Here is an 18,393-nt window from a genome sequence, read left to right as displayed (position 1 = left end):
CCCCCTGCGCGCGTCGACGGCCCTCCTCCTCGCGGCCGTGGCTCTGAGCGCCTGCACGCCGGAGACCGCCGGCACCCGTCCCGTCGTCGTCGACGAGCCGAGCCCGGTCGGTCCGACGCGGCCCGCGATCATCGACGAGGTGGAACAGATCCTCGTGCTGGGAGACTCCGTGACCCTCGGCGTCAACGCCTGCACGCGCGAGGAACGCATCTGCGGTGCGGCATCGTGGGCGACAGGAGGATCGGACGTCGACTCGCTCGCCGTGCGGGCCACCGCGCAGAATCCGGGCGCCGTCGTGAGCGCGCTCGCCCGCGACGGCGCGCGGGTGTCGACCGCGCTCGGCAACCTCGACACGATCCTCGCCGAGCACGCGCAGCTCGTCGTGGTGTTCCTGGGGGCCAACGATGCCTGCGCGCCCTCCCTCGACGAGATGACGGACATCGCGACCTTCCGCGACCAGTACGGTCGACTGCTGAATGCGCTGCACGCGGACTCGGACCCGGCGATCCTCGCCGTGCTCGTGCCCGATCTCGAGAACGTCTGGGAGCAGGGCCACGGCACCCCGCAGGCGCTTCGCGCCTGGGGCTCGACGCCCGCCTGCCGCTCGTTGCTGGGCGATGCCGACGACACGGGGGCCACCGCATCCGGCCGTCGTGCCGCCGTCTCCACGCGCGTCGACGAGTACAACGCCGCGATCGCCGAGCTGTGCGGGTTGCTGCCGAAGTGCAGGACGGACGGTGGAGTCGTCCACGACCACCCCTTCGATTCCGGCGAGCTCTCCACCGTCGACTACTTCCACCCCTCCGAGGCCGGCCAGCGGGTGATCGCCTCGCTCGTCTGGTCGGCCCTCGCCGAGCTGCCGACCGCAAACGGATGACCTCGCGCCTCCCCACCCTCTTCGCGATGGTCGTCGCGATCGTTGCGCTCACCGCCTGCACCGCCGAACCCACCCCCGCGGTGGACGCGGCGCCCGTCGTCCTGTCGGTGCTCCCGGACGGCACAGGCGATTGCACGGCGGCCCACCCGTGCGGCTTCGAGACGGCGCTCGCCCGGGCCTCCTCGAACACCCGGATCGAGTTCGGCACAGGAGACTACGGATCGCTCGAGATCTCCGGAAACGGTCGCTTCGCCGAGTTCGCGGTTCCTCTCGTCCTCACGACGGCACCCGATGCCGCCCCCGTCATCGACCGCCTGCGGATCTCAGCGCCGGCCGTGCACCTCGTCGACCTCACCGTGCGCGGTCTCACGGCGTTCGACCCCGGCGCGGACGGCGGGCGCGCCGAGCGTCTGCACGTCACCGGCAGCGGGATGTTCGTGCGCGCCGACCACGTGCGCATCATCGATTCGCTCTTCGAGGGGGGAAGCTCGGTCGACGGCCTGCAGATCGCGGGGGCCAGCGACGTCGTCGTCGAGGGGTCGACGGTACGCGACTACGACCAGGAGGTCGACAACGGCCGCCACGCCGACTGCATCCAGCTCTTCGACATCGCGGATGTCGTGCTCCGCGGCAACCGGCTCGCCAACTGCTACAACGCCGGGATCATCATCTCCGGAGGCGGGCGGGGCATCCAGGGTCTGCTCGTCGAGGCCAACTACGTGCAGGGCTGCGTGGTCAAGACCGAGCGCTGCGGCGGCGGTTCGGCGGCCGAGTTCCGAGAGCAGGCCGTGGACGGGCTCGTGGTGCGGAACAACACGTTCCTCGACGGCTCGGTGCGCTGGGGCTCGGCGCCCGGTGCGGTGTTCGACCGCAACATCGTCGGCTATCTCAGCGAGTGCGGCTCCCGGATCACCCGTTCACTCGTGCTCGCCTGGAACCAGAAGATGTGCGCAGAACCGGCCTGGTTGGGTGCCGACGGCAACCGGACGGGAACCCTCGAGGTGCGCGACCGCGCGGCGGGCGACCTCGCGCCCCTCAACGCCGACGAGGTGCGCATCGACGCCGCCGCCCGGCCCGACGCGCCCATCACCGGGATCGACGGCGAGACCATCCCGGACGACGTCGCGGGGGCGGCCGCCCCCTGAGCGACCGCCCCCGCTCCCCCGTCAGGCCGCGAGCTGCTCGTCGAGGGCGAAGGGAGCCGCCCCGACCGTGCGCGTGGAACGACGCGCGGCATCGAGCAGCAGTTCCGAGCTGAGCTGCTCCGGCGTCGCGTGCACGGCGAGCCCACGGCGCGCGAGCTCCTGGGCGATCTGGACCTGATGGTCGTCGATGTGCTCGTGATGCCGCGCCAGGCGTGGCACGAGCACGGGGCACTTGCCCGCCTCGATCGCGGTGACGGCCGCCCCGACGCCCGCGTGGGCGACGACGAGGTCGGCCTCCTCGATCGCCGCGGTGAGCTCGGCGTGCGGGACCGTCGCCCGGCCCTCGACGCCGAAGCGCGAGACGTCGTGCGGGCCCGTCTGCCACAGCACCTCGGCATCCGCGACGAGCGGGGCGAGGGCCGCGACGAGGCGGTCGAAGGGATAGCCGTCCTGCGTGCCGAGCGAGACCACGACCTTGCGCAGCCGGGGCACCTCGACGGGGTCACCCGCGTCGTAGGCGTCGAAGATGGCGCCGCGGAACTGCCAGTGCCCGTCCGCCCACGCCGGATACTGGGTGTAGGTGTGCACGCGCGGGAAGCGCGAGACGATCTTGGCCGACAGCGAGGGGCCGTCCGCACGCGCCGCGCTCTCGATGTAGTGCGAGGGGATGCCGCGCATCGTCGCCTGCGGGAGCGCCGCGACTGCGGGGCTCGCCCCCGTGCTGACGACGCGGTCGATGTCGCGGCTTGCGAGCAGCTTGCGGACCACCTGGGCGATGCGCGCCGTGTTCCAGGCGTCGCGGGGGGCGGCGAACGGCACGAAGACCGTGTCGCGTCCCTCCAGAAGGCTCGTCGACAGGCCGTTCTCGAACGTCGCCCAGAGCTGCTGCTCCGGGGCGATGCCGAGGCGCGGGGCGAGGGCGTACAGCTGCTTGAGGTGACCGCCCCCCGAGCAGATGAGCAGGGTCTGGTTCATCGGATCTCCATTCAGTAGGCGCCTTCCTTGCGGAACACCGCTCGCGCGGTCTTGAGCAAGATCACGAGGTCCCCGGTGACCGACCAGTTCTCGACGTAGGAGAGGTCGAGCTTGACGCTGTCCTCCCAACTGAGGTTCGAGCGGCCCGACACCTGCCACAGGCCCGTGATGCCGGGCTTGATGAGGAGGCGCCGGTTCACCCGGTCCTCGTACATCTCGACCTCGGCGGGCAGCGGCGGACGGGGTCCGATGAGGCTCATGTCTCCGAGCAGCACGTTCATGAACTGCGGGAGCTCGTCGAGCGAGTAGCGACGCATGATGCGCCCGATGGGCGTGATCCGCGGGTCGTCCTTGATCTTGAAGAGCACGGCGTTGCCGGCATCGCGCTCGGCCTGGAGCTCCGCGAGCCGGGCCTCGGCGTCGACGACCATGGAGCGGAACTTGAACATGGTGAAGGTGGTGCCCTTCAGGCCGACGCGGGTCTGCCGGAAGATGACGGGCCCGTCGCTCGAGAGCCGGATCGACATCGCGAGGAAGGCCAGCAGGGGCGCGAGCAGCACGAGCGCCGCACCGGCGGCCACGACATCCATCACACGCTTGATGGCGTGGTTGACGCCGGTGTACTGCGGCAGGTCGACGTGCACCATGGGCAGGTCCTGCACAGGTCGCAGATGCATACGCGGTCCGGCGACGTCGGTGAGACGGGACACGAGGATGAGCTCCGTGCGCGCGTTCTCGAGCTGCCAGCCGATCTCGCGGATCTGCTCGCGTCCTCCCGGGAGGTTGCCCGCGATCATGACGGCGCGCGTGCGGGTGCGGCGCGAGATGGCCGGGAGCTCGTCGATCGGGATCTCCGGAATGCTGTCGACCCACTCCTTCAGGCGCCTGCCATCGGTCACGACCACGGCGATCGGACGGTAGCCGGCCCGCAGGTTGACCTGCAGCTGGGCGACCACGCGCCGCACGTCCGCCGCGGGCCCCACCACGATCGCGCCGGTCAGGCAGCGACCCGAGCGTCGCAGGGCGACGAGCGTGCGCCGCCACACCACCCGCCCGCCGAGCAGCAGCACGAGACCGACCGGCAGGGCCACCGCGAGGTAGCCGCGGGCGACGTCGAGCTGCGCGATGAAGGCGAGGATCGCGAGCAGGCCGAAGGTCCAGAGCGTCGCGTTGAGCACCCGCTGGTACTCGAGCACGCCGACGCCGATCACGCGGGTGTCGCGGGATCGCGTCGCCGAGAGGGTCACGAGCCACAGCACCGCGATGGCGACGGCCACCCACAGGTAGAGGGACTCCATGGCGGGGCGGCCGGCCGGCGGGGCGCCGAAGCGCACGAGCTGCGCCACCATGAGGCTCACGGCGATCGCGAGCATGTCGGTGACGACGAGCGCGCGCGTGAGCCGACCGGGCCAGGCGAGCCGGATGGGCTGGGCGACCACGCGGGCAGGGCCCGCGGTCAGCGAAGGGGTCGACAGAGCAGGGGTGAGACCGGACATGCAGCGGTGCCTTTCGAGCGGGGGGACTCGAAGACTCCGCGCGACACGTCAGGCAGCGGAAGTACCGCGCGGATGTCTGCGGTGACAGCGTTTCGGATGACCAGAGCGGTCCATCCGGCGGCAATCGGGATGCATCCGGAGAGTGGGTACGGGCATGACGTTAGCCCCCCGTCCGGGGGGTGGCAATGGTGGGCGGGGTTTCGTTACGGGGAGTTCGCGTCGGCGAAATCAGCCCGACACATTCGAGCGCGCGAAGAGCAGCTCGAAGACGTCACGGTGCCGCGACTCCCAGGAGTTGCGGGCGACGAAACGCATCCGCTCCTCCTCGTCGGCGCGGCCCGCGGCGATCACCTCGTCGATCGCGTCCCCGAAGTCGCGCACCCGGGGCACGAGCCGCACGCGCGGGTCGATCCCGTGCATGGGCGGCAGGTCGACAGAGAGCACGGGGGCGCCGGCGGCGAGGTACTCGTAGGCCTTGAGCGGGCTCATGGCCTCGGTGAGCGGGGTCACGCGGTGGGCGACGAGGGCTGCCTCGGCATCGCGCAGCACCGCGACGAGCTCGGCGCGCCCCACGGCCGGGTGCACGATGACGTTCGGGATGCCCTCGACCGGCGCGAGGTGCGCGGGCGCCGCGACGTGGCCGAGCAGCACGATCGTCACGCCCGGGCGGGCGCGCGCGAGCTCCGCGACACCCTCCGCGTCGAGGCGCTCGTCGATCGTGCCGACGTAGACCGCACGCGGGGCGGGCAACGCCGCGAACCAGTCGGGTGCGGCCGGACGCGGTCCCGTCCACTCGGCGACCTCGACACCGTTCGGCACGACCGCCGCCGGACCGGAGGGCGCGATGCGCTCGATGATCTGCGCGGAAACCGCGGCGACCGGCATGCCGCTCTGTGCGATCCGCCGATAGGCCTCGCGGTAGGCGGGCCAGTACTCCGATCGACCCGGGAAGCTGGTCCAGTCGTCGCGGCCGAAGTACACGACGCGCTCCGCCCACTCGGGCTGGGCGAATCCGGCGACGAGCGGATGCGTCGTCAACATCACGGGCCCGCTATGCCCGTGGCGCCTGGCGGCCCGTCCGAGCGCCCGCCCGTAGGCGCGGTAGCGCTCCTCGAGCGCGTCCGGCTCGATCGGGTCGCGGCGGTCTCGCAATCGCCACGGCTGCGCGAGGTGCCGCCCCGCGACCGCGGGGAAAGGCGCACCCGCCCCGGTGAGACGCCGGGCGAGCAGGGTCGGGAGCCAGCGGAACGGGTTCGCGACGATCACGTCCCGCACGGCGGGATCGGCGATGAGCGCTGCCGCCAGACGATCGGGGGGACGCATCATCCCGCGCCGCACCGCGTCGTCCCACGTCTCGTAGGAGAAGGTGAAGACCACGTCGTGGCCGGCGCGCGGGCTCATGCCAGTTGCCTGATCACGCGGGCCGGCGCACCCGCGACGACCGCCCTCGCCGGCACGTCGTCGCGCACCACGCTGTTGGCGCCCACCACGGCGTTCTCGCCGATCGTCACTCCGGGCAGCACCACGACGTTCTGCCCGAGCCAGGCGCCCCGGCAGATCCGCACGGGGGCCACCCGCGCGAGCGGCTGGTCGCGGATCGGGATGTCGCCTCGCTCGAAGCTGTGGGAGTGGTCGGTGATGTAGCACCCGCGGGCGATGTCGACGCCCTCCTCGATGACCACGCTCTGCACGGCCGTGATCGAGGTCTGATTGATCCGCGCGCGATCGTGCAGCTCGATGACGGGCCCCGGATGCTCGCGTGCGGGCGACATGAGCCACGAGCCCGCCCCGACGATGACGCCCGAGCCGATCGAGATCAGGTCGGGGTTGCCCGTGCGGAAGGGCAGCAGGATGCGCGATCCACGCCCGAAGGAGTGGAAGCCCCTCGCCGCCAACATACTGAACGCGGCGTCCCTGGCGCGTTGCAGACCCATCAGAAATTCGAGCGTGTTCATCACGTCTCCTTGTCGGGGTCCATCCCGCGGAGCCCACGATAACCACGAACCCGTACCCCCCCGAAGCGGGGGCACAGGGAATTTACGTCGCGTTTACACGGCGTCCCTCCGCAGCAACATCCCGCGGCTATCGTCACGACATGCAGTCCTCCCCCCCGGGCGCACCTATTCCGCTGTCACGCCGACTGGTCACGGGCGCCCGCGGGCTCGTCCGCGGTACCGCGCTACGCCGTGCCGCGGGTGCCATCGCCGCAGCGAGCGTTCCCGCACGCGCGCGCCCCAACGCGGACCGGCACCTGCTCGTCGCGCCCCCCGGCCACGGCAACATCGGGGACCAGGCGCTCGTCGAGGCGTTCCTCGAGCAGGTGCCGGGGCCGGTGACGGTCATCACCCGGCGCGCGGGCGACATCACGATCCCCGAGGCCGAGCTCGATCGGGTCGTCACGGTCGCTCTGCCCTCGCTCATCTACGGCGGGGCGCTCGGTCACGCGCGTGACGTGCGCGCCTTCGCGGGGCTGTTGCGCGACGCGCGTTCACTGAGCATCGTCGGGGCGGATGTGATGGACGGCGCCTACGTCACGGGCGCCTCGATCGCGCGCGCGGATGCGGCCCGACTCGCCGCGCGTCGGGGCGTCGACGCACGCATCCTCGGCTTCAGCTGGAACGCCGCGCCGCACCCGGAGGCCCTCGCCGCCGTGCTGCGCGCCGAGGCGGGGGGCGTGCGGATGCTGCTGCGCGATCCGATCTCGGCCGAACGCGCCGCGCGCGACGGCTTCGCCGAGCCACGGCTCACCGCCGACATCGTCTTCGCAGCCCGGGAGGCCGACGATCTCCTCGCCGAGGAGCTCTCCGCGCGGCTCGGCGACGCCCCGTTCGCGATCGTGAACGCGAGTGGTCTCGTGGGCGACGTGGAACCGCAGCTCGCCGAGTACCTGCCGATCGTGCGCGCGCTCCGCGAGCAGGGGCTCGGAGTCGTCGTGCTGCCACACGTCTCCCGCCCAGGGGCCGACGATCTGCCGATCTGCCGACGCCTCGTCGACGTCGCCGACGACGCCGGCGTGGTGCTCGTGGAGCACCTCGCCACGCCCCCGCAGATCCGTGGGCTCGCCCGCCGGGCCGAGATCACCGTGACGGGGCGGATGCACCTCGCGATCATGACCCTCCTCGCGGGCGTCCCCGCGGTGACGGTCGCCACACAGGGCAAGGTCGAGGGCCTCATGGCCTCACTCGGCACCCCGGAACTGTGCCAGGAGCCGGGGCCCGGCCTCGGCGCGCGGGTCGTGGAGGTGGTCGCCGCGGCCCTGCCGGTCGACTCGCCCATCCGCCGGTCGATCGCGCATCACCTCCCGACGCTCGTCGAGCGTGCGCGGGCGAACGTCGAGGGCCTCGCGGCCGTTCCGGCGGCGATCGGCTAGGCGGGCGGCGCGACCGGAGCGTGAGGCGCGACCGGGGCGGGCACCGGGAGCGGGCGCACCCGCTCGATACCCGACCGCGTCGCGAGCCGATCCACCCAGAGCACGAACGCGGCCGCGAAGATCGCCTGCAGGAGGGGCGCCTCGGGTCCGGAGCCCTCGGAGCTCATCTGCGTCGTCCCGGTCGCGCCGGTCGCGAGCAGGGCGAGGGCGATCAGGTTGTTGACCACGTGGAGCGCGATGCCCGCCTCGAGCCCGCCGGTGCGCCACGCGACGATCGCGAAGCCGGCGCCCATGACGGCGACGCTCAGCATGCCCCACAGCTCGTACTGGGTGTGCCCGATCGTGAACAGCACGGTCGACAGCACGATCGCGACCCACACCGGGCGCACCCACGCGCCGATCGTCTGCATGAGCAGTCCGCGGAACACGTACTCCTCGGCCGCCGCCTGGAACGGCACGAGCAGCACGATGAGCACGAGGCCGAGCACGAGGTTCACGACCGGCACGGCGACGGGCTCGATCCGCTGCCCGGCGGCGAGCGCGATCCCGAGCGAGACGAGGGTGCTGACGACCGTGATGATGAGCGCGGGCACGAGGCAGCGCGCGAGCCAGCCCCAGCGCAGCCGGAACGCGACCGAGTGCCGCAGGCTCACGGGGCGCAGACCCGCGCAGAGCATCGCGGCGGGCACGAGCGGCAGCAGCACGACGAGGCTCGCGAGCAGCAGGAACAGGCTGAGCGGATTCGACACATCGGTCGCCTGGGCGATGAGGTCGGACTGCAGCGAACCAGTGTCGCCGAGCAGGTCGAGCTGGCCGGTCATGACGGCGATGACGATCCAGACGACGCTCACGGCGATGAGCGCGACGACGGCGAACACCCCGAACAGCACGACCGCGAGGAGCGGACGCCACCATGCGAAGTTCGGCGAGGTGCGGAAGAGCCGGTGGTACGGGATGCCGTCGCTCATGCGCCGCGCAGCCGCTCGGCGAGGTAGCCGTGCAGGCGGTCGAGCGACACGCGCTCCTGCGCCATCGAGTCGCGCTCGCGCACGGTGACCGCCTTGTCCTCGAGGGTGTCGAAGTCGACCGTCACGGCGAACGGCGTGCCGATCTCGTCCTGCCGGCGGTAGCGGCGGCCGATGGCGCCCGCGTCGTCGAACTCGATCATCCAGTCCTCGCGGAGGTCGGCGGCGAGCTCGCGCGCGACGGGCGAGAGCTGCTCGTTGCGCGACAGCGGCAGCACGGCGGCCTTGACGGGCGCGAGGCGACGGTCGAGCCGCAGCACCGTGCGCACATCCGTGCCGCCCTTCGCGTTCGGCGCCTCGTCCTCGTGGTACGCGTCGATGAGGAACGCCATGAGCGCGCGGGTGAGGCCGAACGCGGGCTCGATGACGTACGGCACCCAGCGCTCGTTCGTGGTCTGGTCGAAGTAGGAGAGGTCCTTGCCGGAGTGCTCCGAGTGGGTCTTCAGGTCGAAGTCGGTGCGGTTGGCGATACCCATGAGCTCGCCCCACTCGCCCGAGGCGAAGTTGAACCGGTACTCCACGTCGACGGTGCGCTTCGAGTAGTGGCTGAGCTTCTCCTTCGGGTGTTCGTAGAAGCGCAGGTTCTCCTCGCGGATGCCGAGGCCGCGGTACCAGTCGTAGGAGGCGTCGATCCAGTACTGGTGCCATTCCTCGTCGGTGCCCGGCTGCACGAAGAACTCCATCTCCATCTGCTCGAACTCGCGCGTGCGGAAGATGAAGTTGCCGGGGGTGATCTCGTTGCGGAAGCTCTTGCCGATCTGGGCGATGCCGAACGGCGGCTTCATGCGGGCGCTCGAGAGCACGTTGGCGAAGTTGACGAAGATGCCCTGTGCTGTCTCGGGGCGCAGGTAGTGCATCCCCTCCTCGTCGTCGACCGGCCCGAGGAAGGTCTTCAGCAGTCCGGAGAAGGCGCGCGGCTCGGTCCACTGGCCGCGCGTGCCGCAGTTCTCGCACACGATGTCGGCGAGGCCGTTCTCGGGCGCGCGGCCCTTCTTCTCCTCGTAGGCCTCGAGCAGGTGGTCCTCGCGGTAGCGCTTGTGGCAGTTGAGGCACTCGATGAGCGAGTCGGAGAACACCTCGACGTGGCCGGAGGCCTCCCACACCTGCCGCGGCAGGATCACGGAGGAGTCGATGCCGACGATGTCGTCACGGCGCTGCACCATGAACTTCCACCACTCGCGCTTGATGTTCTCCTTGAGCGCGGTGCCGAGGGGGCCGTAGTCCCAGGCGGAACGGGATCCGCCGTAGATCTCACCCGCCTGGAAGACGAAGCCACGGCGCTTCGCGAGGGAGATGACCTGGTCGAGGGGGTTGGGCGTCGCCACGGGGGTGCTCCTGAGGATGGGCCGCGCCGGCTTGCGCGGTCTGAGAGGTGAGAACCCCCAGCCTACCGACCCGGGAGTGTGGCGAATGCGCCTGTCGCGGCCCGCGTCGCCGTGCCACGCTCGGCGGGTGACCCCGCAGCGCCTCGTCCCCGGCATCATCGGCTTCGCCCCCGCGACGGATGCCGTCTACCTGCGGGAACTGCACGCGGCGGTGCCGACCGCGCAGCTCGGCACCGTCAACACGCTCCGCAGCGTGACCGCATCCCTCGACACCGACGCGTTCTTCGCCCTCGACGTCGCGGGCCGCAAGGCCGAGGCGGAGGCCCTCATCCTCGCCGTCGCGCGCTCGCTGCGGGCGGCGGGCGCCGACTTCCTGGTCGTCACCTCCAACACGGGCAGCATCATCCTCGAGGGCGCCGCCGAGCAGGTGCTGCCGATCCTCGACATCTTCGCGGCGACGGTCGACGCCGCCGTCGACGCGGGGTTCGCACGTCCGGGTCTGCTCTCGACGGCCCGCACCGCCGCTTCCGGTCGGTACCACGCCGCCGCCGATCGGCGCGGCGCGGTCGTGTCGACGCCCCCGAGGGCGCGGATCGCGGGGATCGACGCACTCATCGGGCGCGAGGCGATCCGCGGGGTGCAGACGCCCGAGTCGTTGCGCGTGCTGCAGGACGCCGTCGACGAGCTCGCCGCGGCGGGCGCCGACAGCGTCATCCTCGGCTGCACCGACCTCGTGCTGTACGGTCCCGACCGGATCGGGCACGGCGTGCTGCCGGTCGTCGACTCGACGCACGCCCATGCCCGCGCGGCCGCGCGGCTCGCCCTCGGCGGGTCAGCCTCGTAGCGCCGCCACGATCTCGGCGACGTCGTCCTCGGTGTTCCACAGGTGGAACGAGGCGCGCGCCCGCCCGGCGCGCCCCGAGATGCGGATGCCGGCAGCCGTCATGCGTGCCAGCTGCGAGCCGTCGGGGTCGGGCCACGACACGATCGCCTGCCGCTGCGGGGGCAGGTCGAGCTCGTGGCAGAGCAGCTCGCCGAGCGACGCCGAGCGGTCCCACACCTCGGCGATGTCGAGCCCCGCGAACAGTCCGATCGACTGCTCGGCGCCGATCCACGCCTGCCAGGCGGGTGACACGTCGAAGCGGCGTGCGTCGCGGGCGAGCGTGATGTCGGTGCCGTAGCAGCTGCGCCAGACGTCGTCGCCCGCGTACCAGCCGCTCTGACGGGGGTGCAGCACGGCGTCCGCCTTCGGGCCGACGGTCAGGAACGCGACCCCGCGCGGTGAGCACAGCCACTTGTAGGCGTGGCAGATCGTGAGGTCGAAGTCGCTCGCGTCGACGGGGAGCACGCCGGCGGCCTGGGTGGTGTCGCACAGGGTGAGCGCGCCGTGACGCCCGGCCGCCTCGCGGATCGCCGCGGCGTCCGCGACGTAGCCGGTGGCCGACTGCACGAGCGAGAACACGACGAGGAAGGTGTCGGCGGTGACGGCGTCCGCGAGGCGCTCGATCGGCGCGGAGCGGACGCGGGCGCCGGGGGTCTGCGTGAACGGCATGACGAGGGAGGAGAAGTCGCGCTCGGCGACGAGCACCTCGGCGCCCTCGGGCACGGATGCCGCGACGAGCGAGGCGAGCACCGAGGTCTGAGATCCGATCGCCACCCGCGACGCGTCGACGCAGACGAGGCGCGCGTAGCTCGCGCGGGTGCGCTCGGCCACCGAGTCGTAGCCCTGGGGGTCGCGGTCGGCGCGCGCCCAGGCGTCGAGGTCGGCGCGGAGGGCGTCGACGGTTCGGCGGGGCGGGATGCCGATCGACGCGGTCGCGACGTAGCCGCGCGGTTCGCCGAACTCCGCGATCGCGTCGGCCAGGGCTCGGGAGGGCGCGGTCAGGATGCTCACCCTTCCAGGGTGCGTCGGCGTCATCTATCGCACAAGGGCATGTGCTGCATGCAATCCATCCACTATCGTTATGTGATGGATCTGGACCTCCAGTCGGTGCGCATCGTGCGCGCCATCGCCGAGCACGGCTCGATCAGCAAGGCGGCGCGCGCCCTCGGCTACAGCCAGCCGGCCGTCAGCCAGCACCTGCGACGCGCGGAGCAGCGGCTCGGACTCCCCCTCGTGATGCGTGCGGGTCGCGGCGTGCGGCTCACCGAGCCCGGCATGGTGCTCGCCCGTCACGCGCAGACGATCGGCTCGGCGATGGATGCCGCGAGCGGCGAGCTCGCCGAACTCGTGGGGCTGCGCACCGGAACGGTGCGCGTCGCCGCATTCCCCACCGCCTCCTCGACGATCGTGCCGCGGCTGCTCGGCACCCTGCGCAGCGCGCATCCGGGACTCACGGTCAGCTACGTCGAGGCGGAGCCCCCGGAGGCGCTCGCGATGCTGCGCGACGGCGCGATCGACCTCGCCATCACCTTCGCCTACCCCGGCGACCGCGCCGACCCGCACCGCGAGTCGGAGGGGCCGGTCGAGACCGTCCCGCTGTTCACCGAGCCGGTCGTCATCGCCCTGCCCGAGACGCATCCGCACGCGACGGCCGGCACCCCCGTCGAACTCGCCCGGCTCGGGGACGAGCGTTGGATCGCCGGATGCCCGCTGTGCCGCGGCCACCTGCTCGCGGCGTGCGAGGCGGTCGGCGTCGACCCCGACATCGAGTTGGAGACCGACAACGCGGTCGCCGTGCTCCACCTCGTCGCGACCCAGCTCGGGGTCGCGCTGCTCCCCCGCCTCGCCCTCGCGACGGCGACCGTGCCGGCGGGCGCCGTCATCCGCGCCACCTCACCGTCGAGCGACCGCTCGATCCAGGTCGTCGCCCTCCAGGGGGCGCGCCGGGTTCCGGCCATCGCCACCGTGCTCGCCGCCGTGGAGTCGCTCGACGGCGACGACTGGGGGCTGAGCCCTCAGTAGCGTGCTGAAAAGCCGCCGCCCGGCGGCCGGCTCGCCCGCGCGTCGACGGCGACGCGGCGGGTCGTCCCCCGGTGCCGTCGATCGGGGGATTGTCGTGTGGCGCGGGCGTCGGTAGCATCCGGGGCCATACCCTCCACCGCATCCGTGACCCGAACGCGACGCGGAGCCCGCACCGCGGTGTGCCTGCTCGCGGCGCTGGCGCTCGCCCTCGGGACCGCGGCATCCGCCTCCGCCGCGACCCCCACCCCGACCCCCGCGCCCGCCGAGACGCCGGCACCGGGCACGCAGATCGTGTACGCCGGGCACGCGGCGCTCACCGACATCAGTCCCGACGGCCGAACCGAACCGGGCGAGGGGCAGGACGTCACCCTCACGATCTCCTGCACCGCCGACGACGCCTGCGCGATCAGCGGATGGCCGTTGAGCCTGCCCGGCGATGCCTTCCCCTACACGGGACCGAGCGGCACGTGGGACTTCCCCCTCGAGGGCACCTGGTGCGGCCCGGACGGGAGACGACCGCGCACCATGACGCTCGTGTCGGCGACGGGGAGCGAACTGGTCGGCACCGTCGACTCCCCCGTCAGCGGCTGGATGGACTGCGACGGGACGAACACCAACTTCTGGGGACTCCACTACGAGATGACGCTCGCCTACGTGTCGGGCAACGTCTGTGTGATCGAGGCGACGATCTGCCCGCCGGAGCCGGAGGTCGAAGCCGAGCCGGTCGCCGCAGCCGACGAACCCGTGACCGCCGCGCCGGTGCCCCGCACCGCGACCTCGCCCACCGTACTGAGCGCGCTCTTGACGCCGGCAGAGACGCTCAGCGTGCAGCAGTGCGCGCTCGCCGCGCTGCTCGCCGTCATCCTGGCGCTCCTCATGGGCTTCCCGACGCATCTCATCGGCAAGGTGTCGGACGAGCTCGGGGCGCGGCTCGGCACGTGGTGGCGGCGCGTCCGGCCGCCGCGCGCGACCGGGGAGGCGGCCGACGCGGATGCCGAGGCCCAGCCCGCCACCATCCGCGCGACGGACCGCTTCCGCGGCTGGCTGCCCGCCGCGCTCGGCGTGCTCGCCGCCGCGCTCATCACCTCCTTCGTCGACCCCGCCTTCGGCTTCGACGCCGCGAGCCTGCGCCAGTTCGGTTCGATCGCGATCGGCTTCGCCCTCGACGTCGTGGTGGGCTGGTTCGTGCTCATCTGGGTCGTCGGGAGGCTGCACCCGCAGGCGACCGCGGCGTTCGAGTTCCGCCCGCTGACCCTCCTGGTGGTCGTCGCGACGGTCGTCTTCACGCGGCTCACGGGGTTCCAGCCCGGCATCGTGTTCGGCCTCGTCGCCGGGGTGGCGTTCGGCACCGCGATCGCCACCTCCGCCGCGAAGGCGCGCCTGACCCTCATCACCCTCGGCTGGGGCCTCGGACTCGCCCTGCTCGCGTGGGTCGGCTACACGCTGCTGCAGGATGCGGGTGACGACCTCGGCACCGTCTTCCTCCGCGAGACCCTGGCCTCGCTCACCGCAGCGGGGGTCTCGGCGCTGCCGATCGCGCTGCTGCCGGTGCGCGGACTGACCGGCTCGTCGCTGTTCGCCTGGAACCGGATCGTCTGGGGCGGCGTCTACGCCGCGGGCCTGCTCGCCTTCTTCCTCGTGCTCATGCCCATGCCCACGTCGTGGGCGGAGGTGCCGTTCGCCCTCTGGACCTGGGTCGGCATGTACGCGGCCTACGCGGCGGTCGCCCTCGGCCTGTGGGTCCTCGTGACCCGGCCCTGGCGGCGCGACGGTCAGCGCGCCGCGAGCCCGCCGACCGAGGAGACGGCGGCGAGCAGCCGGTCGACGACCTCCGACGCCTGAAGCGGGGTGACATCCGCGGGAAACGTCAGGCGCACGGCGGTCTGCGCCACCTCGGGCGCGAGACCGAGCGCCACCAGCACCGGTGACGGGTCGTCGCTGCCCGCCGCGCACGCCGAACCCGAGGAGCACACGACGCCGCGCCGCTCCAGCTCGAGCAGCACCGCCTCGCCGCTCGTGCCGGGGAAGCAGAACGAGGCGTGGTTCGGGAGGCGGTGGGTGCGGGAGCCGGTCAGGATCGCACCGGGCACGCGCGCGAGGACGCCGTCGATGATCGCGTCGCGCGCCGCCGCGATCCGCGGCTCGGCACGCCGCTCGGTCGCGGCGAGGGCGAGGGCGGTGGCGAAGCCGACGACACCCGCGACGTTCTCGGTGCCCGAGCGCCGGCCGCGCTCCTGGCCGCCACCGTGCAGCAGCGGCTCGATCGGGAGGGCGCCGCGCACGGCGAGGGCGCCGACGCCCTTCGGAGCGCCGAGCTTGTGGCCGGCGACGCTGACGGCGTCGACGCCGAGCACATCGAGGCCCACCTCGAGCGCACCCGCCGACTGCACGGCATCCGTGTGGAACGGCACGCCGGCCGCGCGGGCGACATCGGCGAGCTCGCGGATCGGCTGCACGGTGCCGATCTCGTTGCTCGCGTGCTGGATGCTGACGAGCGTCGTGTCGGGGCGGACCGCCGCGGCGAGGTCGCCCGGCGCGACGCGCCCCTCGGCGTCGACCGGCAGCACCGTCACCTCGAAGCCGTGCAGTCGCCGCAGATGGTCGGCGGACTCGACGACCGCCTCGTGCTCGATCGGCGAGATCACGAGGTGACGCCCCCGCGGCGCACCCAGCGCGATGCCCTTGATCGCGAGGTTGTCGGCCTCGGTGCCGCCCGAGGTGAACACGACCTCGGACGGCCGGCATCCGAGCTGTTCCGCGACGACCGCCCGCGCGGCCTGCACGGCATGCGCGGCGCGCTCCCCCGGTTCGTGGCGGCTCGAGGGGTTGCCGAACTCGCCCGTCAGGTAGGGCCACATCGCCTCGAGCACCTCGCGTCGCACCGGCGTGGTGGCGGCGGTGTCGAGGTAGAGCTGCCCGGTCATCAGCCGACCGTCACATCCAGCCCGAGGTCGAGGGCGCGCACGCTGTGGGTGAGCGCGCCGACCGAGATGACGTCGACGCCCGCCTCGGCGATGGCGCGCACGGTGTCGAGGTTCACGCCGCCCGAGGCCTCGACGAGCGCCCGCCCGGCGACGAGCGCGACCCCCTCTCGGAGTTCGGCCGGGCTGAAGTTGTCGAGCATGATCGTGTCGACGCCCGCCGCCACGACCTCCTCCACCTGATCCAGCCGATCGACCTCCACCTCGAGGTGGACCGTGTGACCGAGCCGGGCGCGCGCGGCACGGATCGCGTCGCCGAGTGGCACCCCGGATGCCGCGAGCACGGCGAGGTGGTTGTCCTTCGCCATCACGGCATCCGAGAGCGAGAAGCGGTGGTTGCGGCCGCCGCCGTCGCGCACCGCCTGACGCTCGAGGATGCGGAGCCCGGGCGTCGTCTTGCGGGTGTCGACGATGCGCGCGGAGGTGCCCTCGACCTCCGCGACGTAGCGCGCGGTGAGGGTCGCGATGCCGCTCATCCGCTGCACGAGGTTGAGGGCGATGCGCTCGGCGCGCAGCACGGCGCGGGCGGGCCCCGCGACGCGGGCGAGCGCCTCGCCCGCCGCGAACGCCGCGCCGTCGTGCCGCAGCAGCTCGACGGTCGTTTCGGCGTCGACGAGCGCGAACACCCGGGCGAAGACCTCCGCCCCCGAGAGCACGCCGGGCTCGCGCGCGACGAGCGACGCGGATGCCGTGGCCTCCGCCGGCAGGAACGTCTCGCTCGTGAGGTCGCCCCAGGGGGCGTCCTCGGCGAGGGCGCGGGTGATGATGTCGTCGATCGCGGCGCTCATCGCGCGGGCTCCAGTTCTCGTGTCGGCACGGTGCTCCAGACGAGCGGGCGCGCCTGCGCGGGGTCGGTGTCGGGGTGGTCGGTGCGGAAGTGGGCGCCGCGCGACTCGGTGCGCGCGAGGGCGGCGCGCGTGGTGAGGCGGGCGAGCTCGAGCAGGCCGCGGGTCTCGCCGTCGGCGTTCCACCCCTCGAGCGTGCGGAGGGCCGCGGCGAGGGTGTCGCCGTCGCGTTCGAGGCCGACGGCGCTCCACATGAGGGCGCGGATGTCGTCGGCGCCCACCGGTTCCCGGTCGCTCCCCGCGGGGGGTAGTGGCGCGCCGGTCGGCGCGGCCGGAAGCTCCTCGATCACCTGAGCGACCCGATGCCCGAAGACGAGACCCTCGAGCAAGGAGTTGGAGGCGAGGCGGTTGGCGCCGTGCACGCCCGTGCGGGCGGCCTCGCCGACCGCGAACAGCCCCGGCAGGCTCGTGCGCCCGTCGAGATCCGTGCGGATGCCGCCCATCCAGAAGTGGGCGGCGGGCGTCACGGGCACCGGCTCGCGCCTCCAGTCGAGGCCGTGCTCGCGCGTCAGCCGCGTGAGGCTCGGGAAGCGCGCCGCGAGGTAGCCGTCGCCGCGTTCCCGCTCCACCCGCGCCGCGTCGAGCAGCACGGGCGCCCCGTCCTGCCGCGCCATGGCGCGCGCGACGCCCCGGGCGACGACGTCGCGCGGCGCGAGTTCGGCATCCGCGTGCACCTCCGTCAGGAAGCGCCGGCCCTCGGCGTCGAGCAGCACCGCGCCTTCGCCGCGCACCGCCTCCGAGACGAGCGGACGGCCCGGCACGGCGAGGGCGGTGGGGTGGAACTGCATGAACTCGAGGTCGGCGAGCTCGGCTCCCGCGCGGTACGCCGCCGCGATGCCGTCGCCCGTCGTGACCGCGGGGTTGGTGGTGTGCGCGTAGAGCCGGCCGGCGCCGCCCGTGGCGATCACCACGGCATCCGCCCCGAGCACGCCGACCGTGCCGTCGGCATGCCGCACCAGGGCCCCGACCACCCGTCCGGCGTCGACGAGCAGCTCGCGCAGGCTCGTGTGCTCGTGCACGACCGTCGTCGTCGCCCGCACCGCGCGGATGAGCGTCGCCTCGATCGCGCGCCCCGTCGCGTCGCCCCCGGCGTGCAGCACGCGGCGCACGCCGTGGGCGGCCTCCCGCCCGCGGGCGAGCGCGCCGTCGGGATCCCGGTCGAACGGCACGCCGAGCGCGACCAGCTCGCGCACCCGCGCGGGGCCCTCGGTGCACAGCACCCGCACGGCCTCCGGGTCGGCGAGCCCCGCCCCCGCCCGCAGGGTGTCGGAGGCGTGGGCCGCGGCGCTGTCGTCCGGGAAGAGGGCGGCCGCGATGCCGCCCTGGGCATGGCGGGTGTTCGACTCGGTGAGCTCGCCCTTCGTCACGAGCACCACCTCGTGCCGCGCGCTCGCGCGCCACGCGGTGACGAGCCCCGCGATGCCGCTGCCGACCACGACGACGCGCATC

16 protein-coding genes are annotated in these 18,393 nt (G+C 73.0%); 6 read left to right on the top strand and 10 right to left on the bottom strand.

Annotated features, from left to right (window positions below):
• Positions 1 to 37: 37 nt before the first annotated feature.
• Both D7I47_RS12090 and D7I47_RS12085 read left to right on the top strand, forming a co-directional pair.
• Positions 38 to 877: a GDSL-type esterase/lipase family protein gene (locus tag D7I47_RS12090; protein ID WP_157981725.1), complete on the top strand. Its 840-nt coding sequence runs from the start codon at positions 38 to 40 to the stop codon at positions 875 to 877.
• On the top strand, positions 874 to 2,022 hold the full coding sequence (locus tag D7I47_RS12085; protein ID WP_120763289.1) for a right-handed parallel beta-helix repeat-containing protein: 1,149 nt from the start codon (positions 874 to 876) through the stop codon (positions 2,020 to 2,022). The genes D7I47_RS12090 and D7I47_RS12085 overlap by 4 nt, the downstream gene beginning before the upstream one ends.
• Before the next feature lie 21 nt (positions 2,023 to 2,043).
• Here D7I47_RS12085 and D7I47_RS12080 read toward each other — a convergent pair whose 3' ends face one another.
• The 4 genes from D7I47_RS12080 to D7I47_RS12065 all read right to left on the bottom strand — a co-directional run bounded on the left by D7I47_RS12080 (position 2,044) and on the right by D7I47_RS12065 (position 6,448).
• Positions 2,044 to 2,997, bottom strand: coding sequence for a glycosyltransferase (locus D7I47_RS12080; RefSeq protein WP_120763288.1), 954 nt, complete (start codon positions 2,995 to 2,997; stop codon positions 2,044 to 2,046).
• Between the two features lie 11 nt (positions 2,998 to 3,008).
• On the bottom strand, positions 3,009 to 4,493 hold the full coding sequence (locus D7I47_RS12075) for a sugar transferase (RefSeq protein ID WP_120763287.1): 1,485 nt from the start codon (positions 4,491 to 4,493) through the stop codon (positions 3,009 to 3,011).
• A 228-nt stretch (positions 4,494 to 4,721) separates the two neighbouring features.
• Entirely contained in the window at positions 4,722 to 5,894 is a 1,173-nt protein-coding gene (locus D7I47_RS14795; protein ID WP_157981724.1) for a glycosyltransferase family protein, read from the bottom strand.
• Positions 5,891 to 6,448, bottom strand: coding sequence for an acyltransferase (locus D7I47_RS12065; protein ID WP_120763285.1), 558 nt, complete (start codon positions 6,446 to 6,448; stop codon positions 5,891 to 5,893). Before D7I47_RS12065 ends, D7I47_RS14795 begins: the two co-directional genes overlap by 4 nt.
• 140 nt (positions 6,449 to 6,588) lie before the next feature.
• Here D7I47_RS12065 and D7I47_RS12060 point away from each other — a divergent pair, with 140 nt between their 5' ends.
• Positions 6,589 to 7,863 carry a polysaccharide pyruvyl transferase family protein gene (locus D7I47_RS12060; protein WP_120763284.1) on the top strand — a complete coding sequence of 425 codons (1,275 nt, stop codon included), beginning with the start codon at positions 6,589 to 6,591 and terminating at the stop codon, positions 7,861 to 7,863.
• On the opposite strand, the gene D7I47_RS12055 is transcribed toward D7I47_RS12060, so the two are convergent.
• Positions 7,860 to 8,831 (bottom strand): CPBP family intramembrane glutamic endopeptidase, encoded by a 972-nt coding sequence (locus D7I47_RS12055; RefSeq protein WP_120763283.1) that lies wholly within the window; start codon positions 8,829 to 8,831, stop codon positions 7,860 to 7,862. The genes D7I47_RS12060 and D7I47_RS12055 overlap by 4 nt on opposite strands.
• The gene (locus D7I47_RS12050; protein ID WP_120763282.1) at positions 8,828 to 10,213 is read right to left on the bottom strand and encodes a glycine--tRNA ligase; all 1,386 of its coding nucleotides are present in this window, start codon (positions 10,211 to 10,213) and stop codon (positions 8,828 to 8,830) included. Before D7I47_RS12050 ends, D7I47_RS12055 begins: the two co-directional genes overlap by 4 nt.
• 127 nt (positions 10,214 to 10,340) lie before the next feature.
• Between D7I47_RS12050 and D7I47_RS12045 the strand changes: the two genes are divergently transcribed.
• Positions 10,341 to 11,057 carry an aspartate/glutamate racemase family protein gene (locus D7I47_RS12045; RefSeq protein ID WP_157981723.1) on the top strand — a complete coding sequence of 239 codons (717 nt, stop codon included), beginning with the start codon at positions 10,341 to 10,343 and terminating at the stop codon, positions 11,055 to 11,057.
• On the opposite strand, the gene D7I47_RS12040 is transcribed toward D7I47_RS12045, so the two are convergent.
• A complete protein-coding gene (locus D7I47_RS12040) occupies positions 11,046 to 12,101 on the bottom strand; it encodes an aminotransferase class V-fold PLP-dependent enzyme (RefSeq protein WP_227000988.1) in 1,056 nt (351 codons plus the stop codon). The two genes, D7I47_RS12045 and D7I47_RS12040, sit on opposite strands and share 12 nt — an antisense overlap.
• 81 nt (positions 12,102 to 12,182) lie before the next feature.
• On the opposite strand from D7I47_RS12040, the gene D7I47_RS12035 reads away from it, so the two are divergent.
• On the top strand, positions 12,183 to 13,118 hold the full coding sequence (locus tag D7I47_RS12035; protein WP_227000659.1) for a LysR family transcriptional regulator: 936 nt from the start codon (positions 12,183 to 12,185) through the stop codon (positions 13,116 to 13,118).
• Positions 13,119 to 13,262: 144 nt separating this feature from the next.
• Positions 13,263 to 14,960 carry a hypothetical protein gene (locus tag D7I47_RS12030; protein WP_120763280.1) on the top strand — a complete coding sequence of 566 codons (1,698 nt, stop codon included), beginning with the start codon at positions 13,263 to 13,265 and terminating at the stop codon, positions 14,958 to 14,960.
• Here the strand turns inward: D7I47_RS12030 and D7I47_RS12025 are convergent.
• Genes D7I47_RS12025 through D7I47_RS12015 form a run of 3 tightly spaced genes read right to left on the bottom strand, consistent with a single transcriptional unit; the run spans position 14,891 to position 18,392 of the window.
• Positions 14,891 to 16,042, bottom strand: a complete 1,152-nt coding sequence (locus D7I47_RS12025; protein WP_120763279.1) for a cysteine desulfurase family protein — start codon at positions 16,040 to 16,042, stop codon at positions 14,891 to 14,893. The genes D7I47_RS12030 and D7I47_RS12025 overlap by 70 nt on opposite strands.
• Positions 16,042 to 16,887 carry a carboxylating nicotinate-nucleotide diphosphorylase gene (nadC, locus tag D7I47_RS12020; RefSeq protein ID WP_120763278.1) on the bottom strand — a complete coding sequence of 282 codons (846 nt, stop codon included), beginning with the start codon at positions 16,885 to 16,887 and terminating at the stop codon, positions 16,042 to 16,044. The genes D7I47_RS12025 and nadC overlap by 1 nt, the downstream gene beginning before the upstream one ends.
• On the bottom strand, positions 16,884 to 18,392 hold the full coding sequence (locus D7I47_RS12015; protein ID WP_120763277.1) for an L-aspartate oxidase: 1,509 nt from the start codon (positions 18,390 to 18,392) through the stop codon (positions 16,884 to 16,886). Before D7I47_RS12015 ends, nadC begins: the two co-directional genes overlap by 4 nt.
• Between the last annotated feature and the right edge of the window lies 1 nt (position 18,393).

Source organism: Protaetiibacter intestinalis (assembly GCF_003627075.1).
GTDB lineage: Bacteria > Actinomycetota > Actinomycetes > Actinomycetales > Microbacteriaceae > Homoserinibacter > Homoserinibacter intestinalis.
This window is presented reverse-complemented; position numbering and strand designations above follow the sequence as displayed.

Excerpts from the sequence above, each read along its gene's own strand:
- D7I47_RS12085 (WP_120763289.1), top strand. The coding sequence starts at position 874 with ATGACCTCGCGCCTCCCCACCCTCTTCGCGATGGTCGTCGCGATCGTT.
- D7I47_RS12060 (WP_120763284.1), top strand. The coding sequence starts at position 6,589 with ATGCAGTCCTCCCCCCCGGGCGCACCTATTCCGCTGTCACGCCGACTG.
- D7I47_RS12075 (WP_120763287.1), bottom strand. The coding sequence starts at position 4,493 with ATGTCCGGTCTCACCCCTGCTCTGTCGACCCCTTCGCTGACCGCGGGC.
- D7I47_RS12025 (WP_120763279.1), bottom strand. The coding sequence starts at position 16,042 with ATGACCGGGCAGCTCTACCTCGACACCGCCGCCACCACGCCGGTGCGA.
- D7I47_RS12080 (WP_120763288.1), bottom strand. The coding sequence starts at position 2,997 with ATGAACCAGACCCTGCTCATCTGCTCGGGGGGCGGTCACCTCAAGCAG.
- nadC (WP_120763278.1), bottom strand. The coding sequence starts at position 16,887 with ATGAGCGCCGCGATCGACGACATCATCACCCGCGCCCTCGCCGAGGAC.
- D7I47_RS12035 (WP_227000659.1), top strand. The coding sequence starts at position 12,183 with ATGGATCTGGACCTCCAGTCGGTGCGCATCGTGCGCGCCATCGCCGAG.
- D7I47_RS12055 (WP_120763283.1), bottom strand. The coding sequence starts at position 8,831 with ATGAGCGACGGCATCCCGTACCACCGGCTCTTCCGCACCTCGCCGAAC.
- D7I47_RS12015 (WP_120763277.1), bottom strand. The coding sequence starts at position 18,392 with ATGCGCGTCGTCGTGGTCGGCAGCGGCATCGCGGGGCTCGTCACCGCG.
- D7I47_RS12065 (WP_120763285.1), bottom strand. The coding sequence starts at position 6,448 with ATGAACACGCTCGAATTTCTGATGGGTCTGCAACGCGCCAGGGACGCC.
- D7I47_RS14795 (WP_157981724.1), bottom strand. The coding sequence starts at position 5,894 with ATGAGCCCGCGCGCCGGCCACGACGTGGTCTTCACCTTCTCCTACGAG.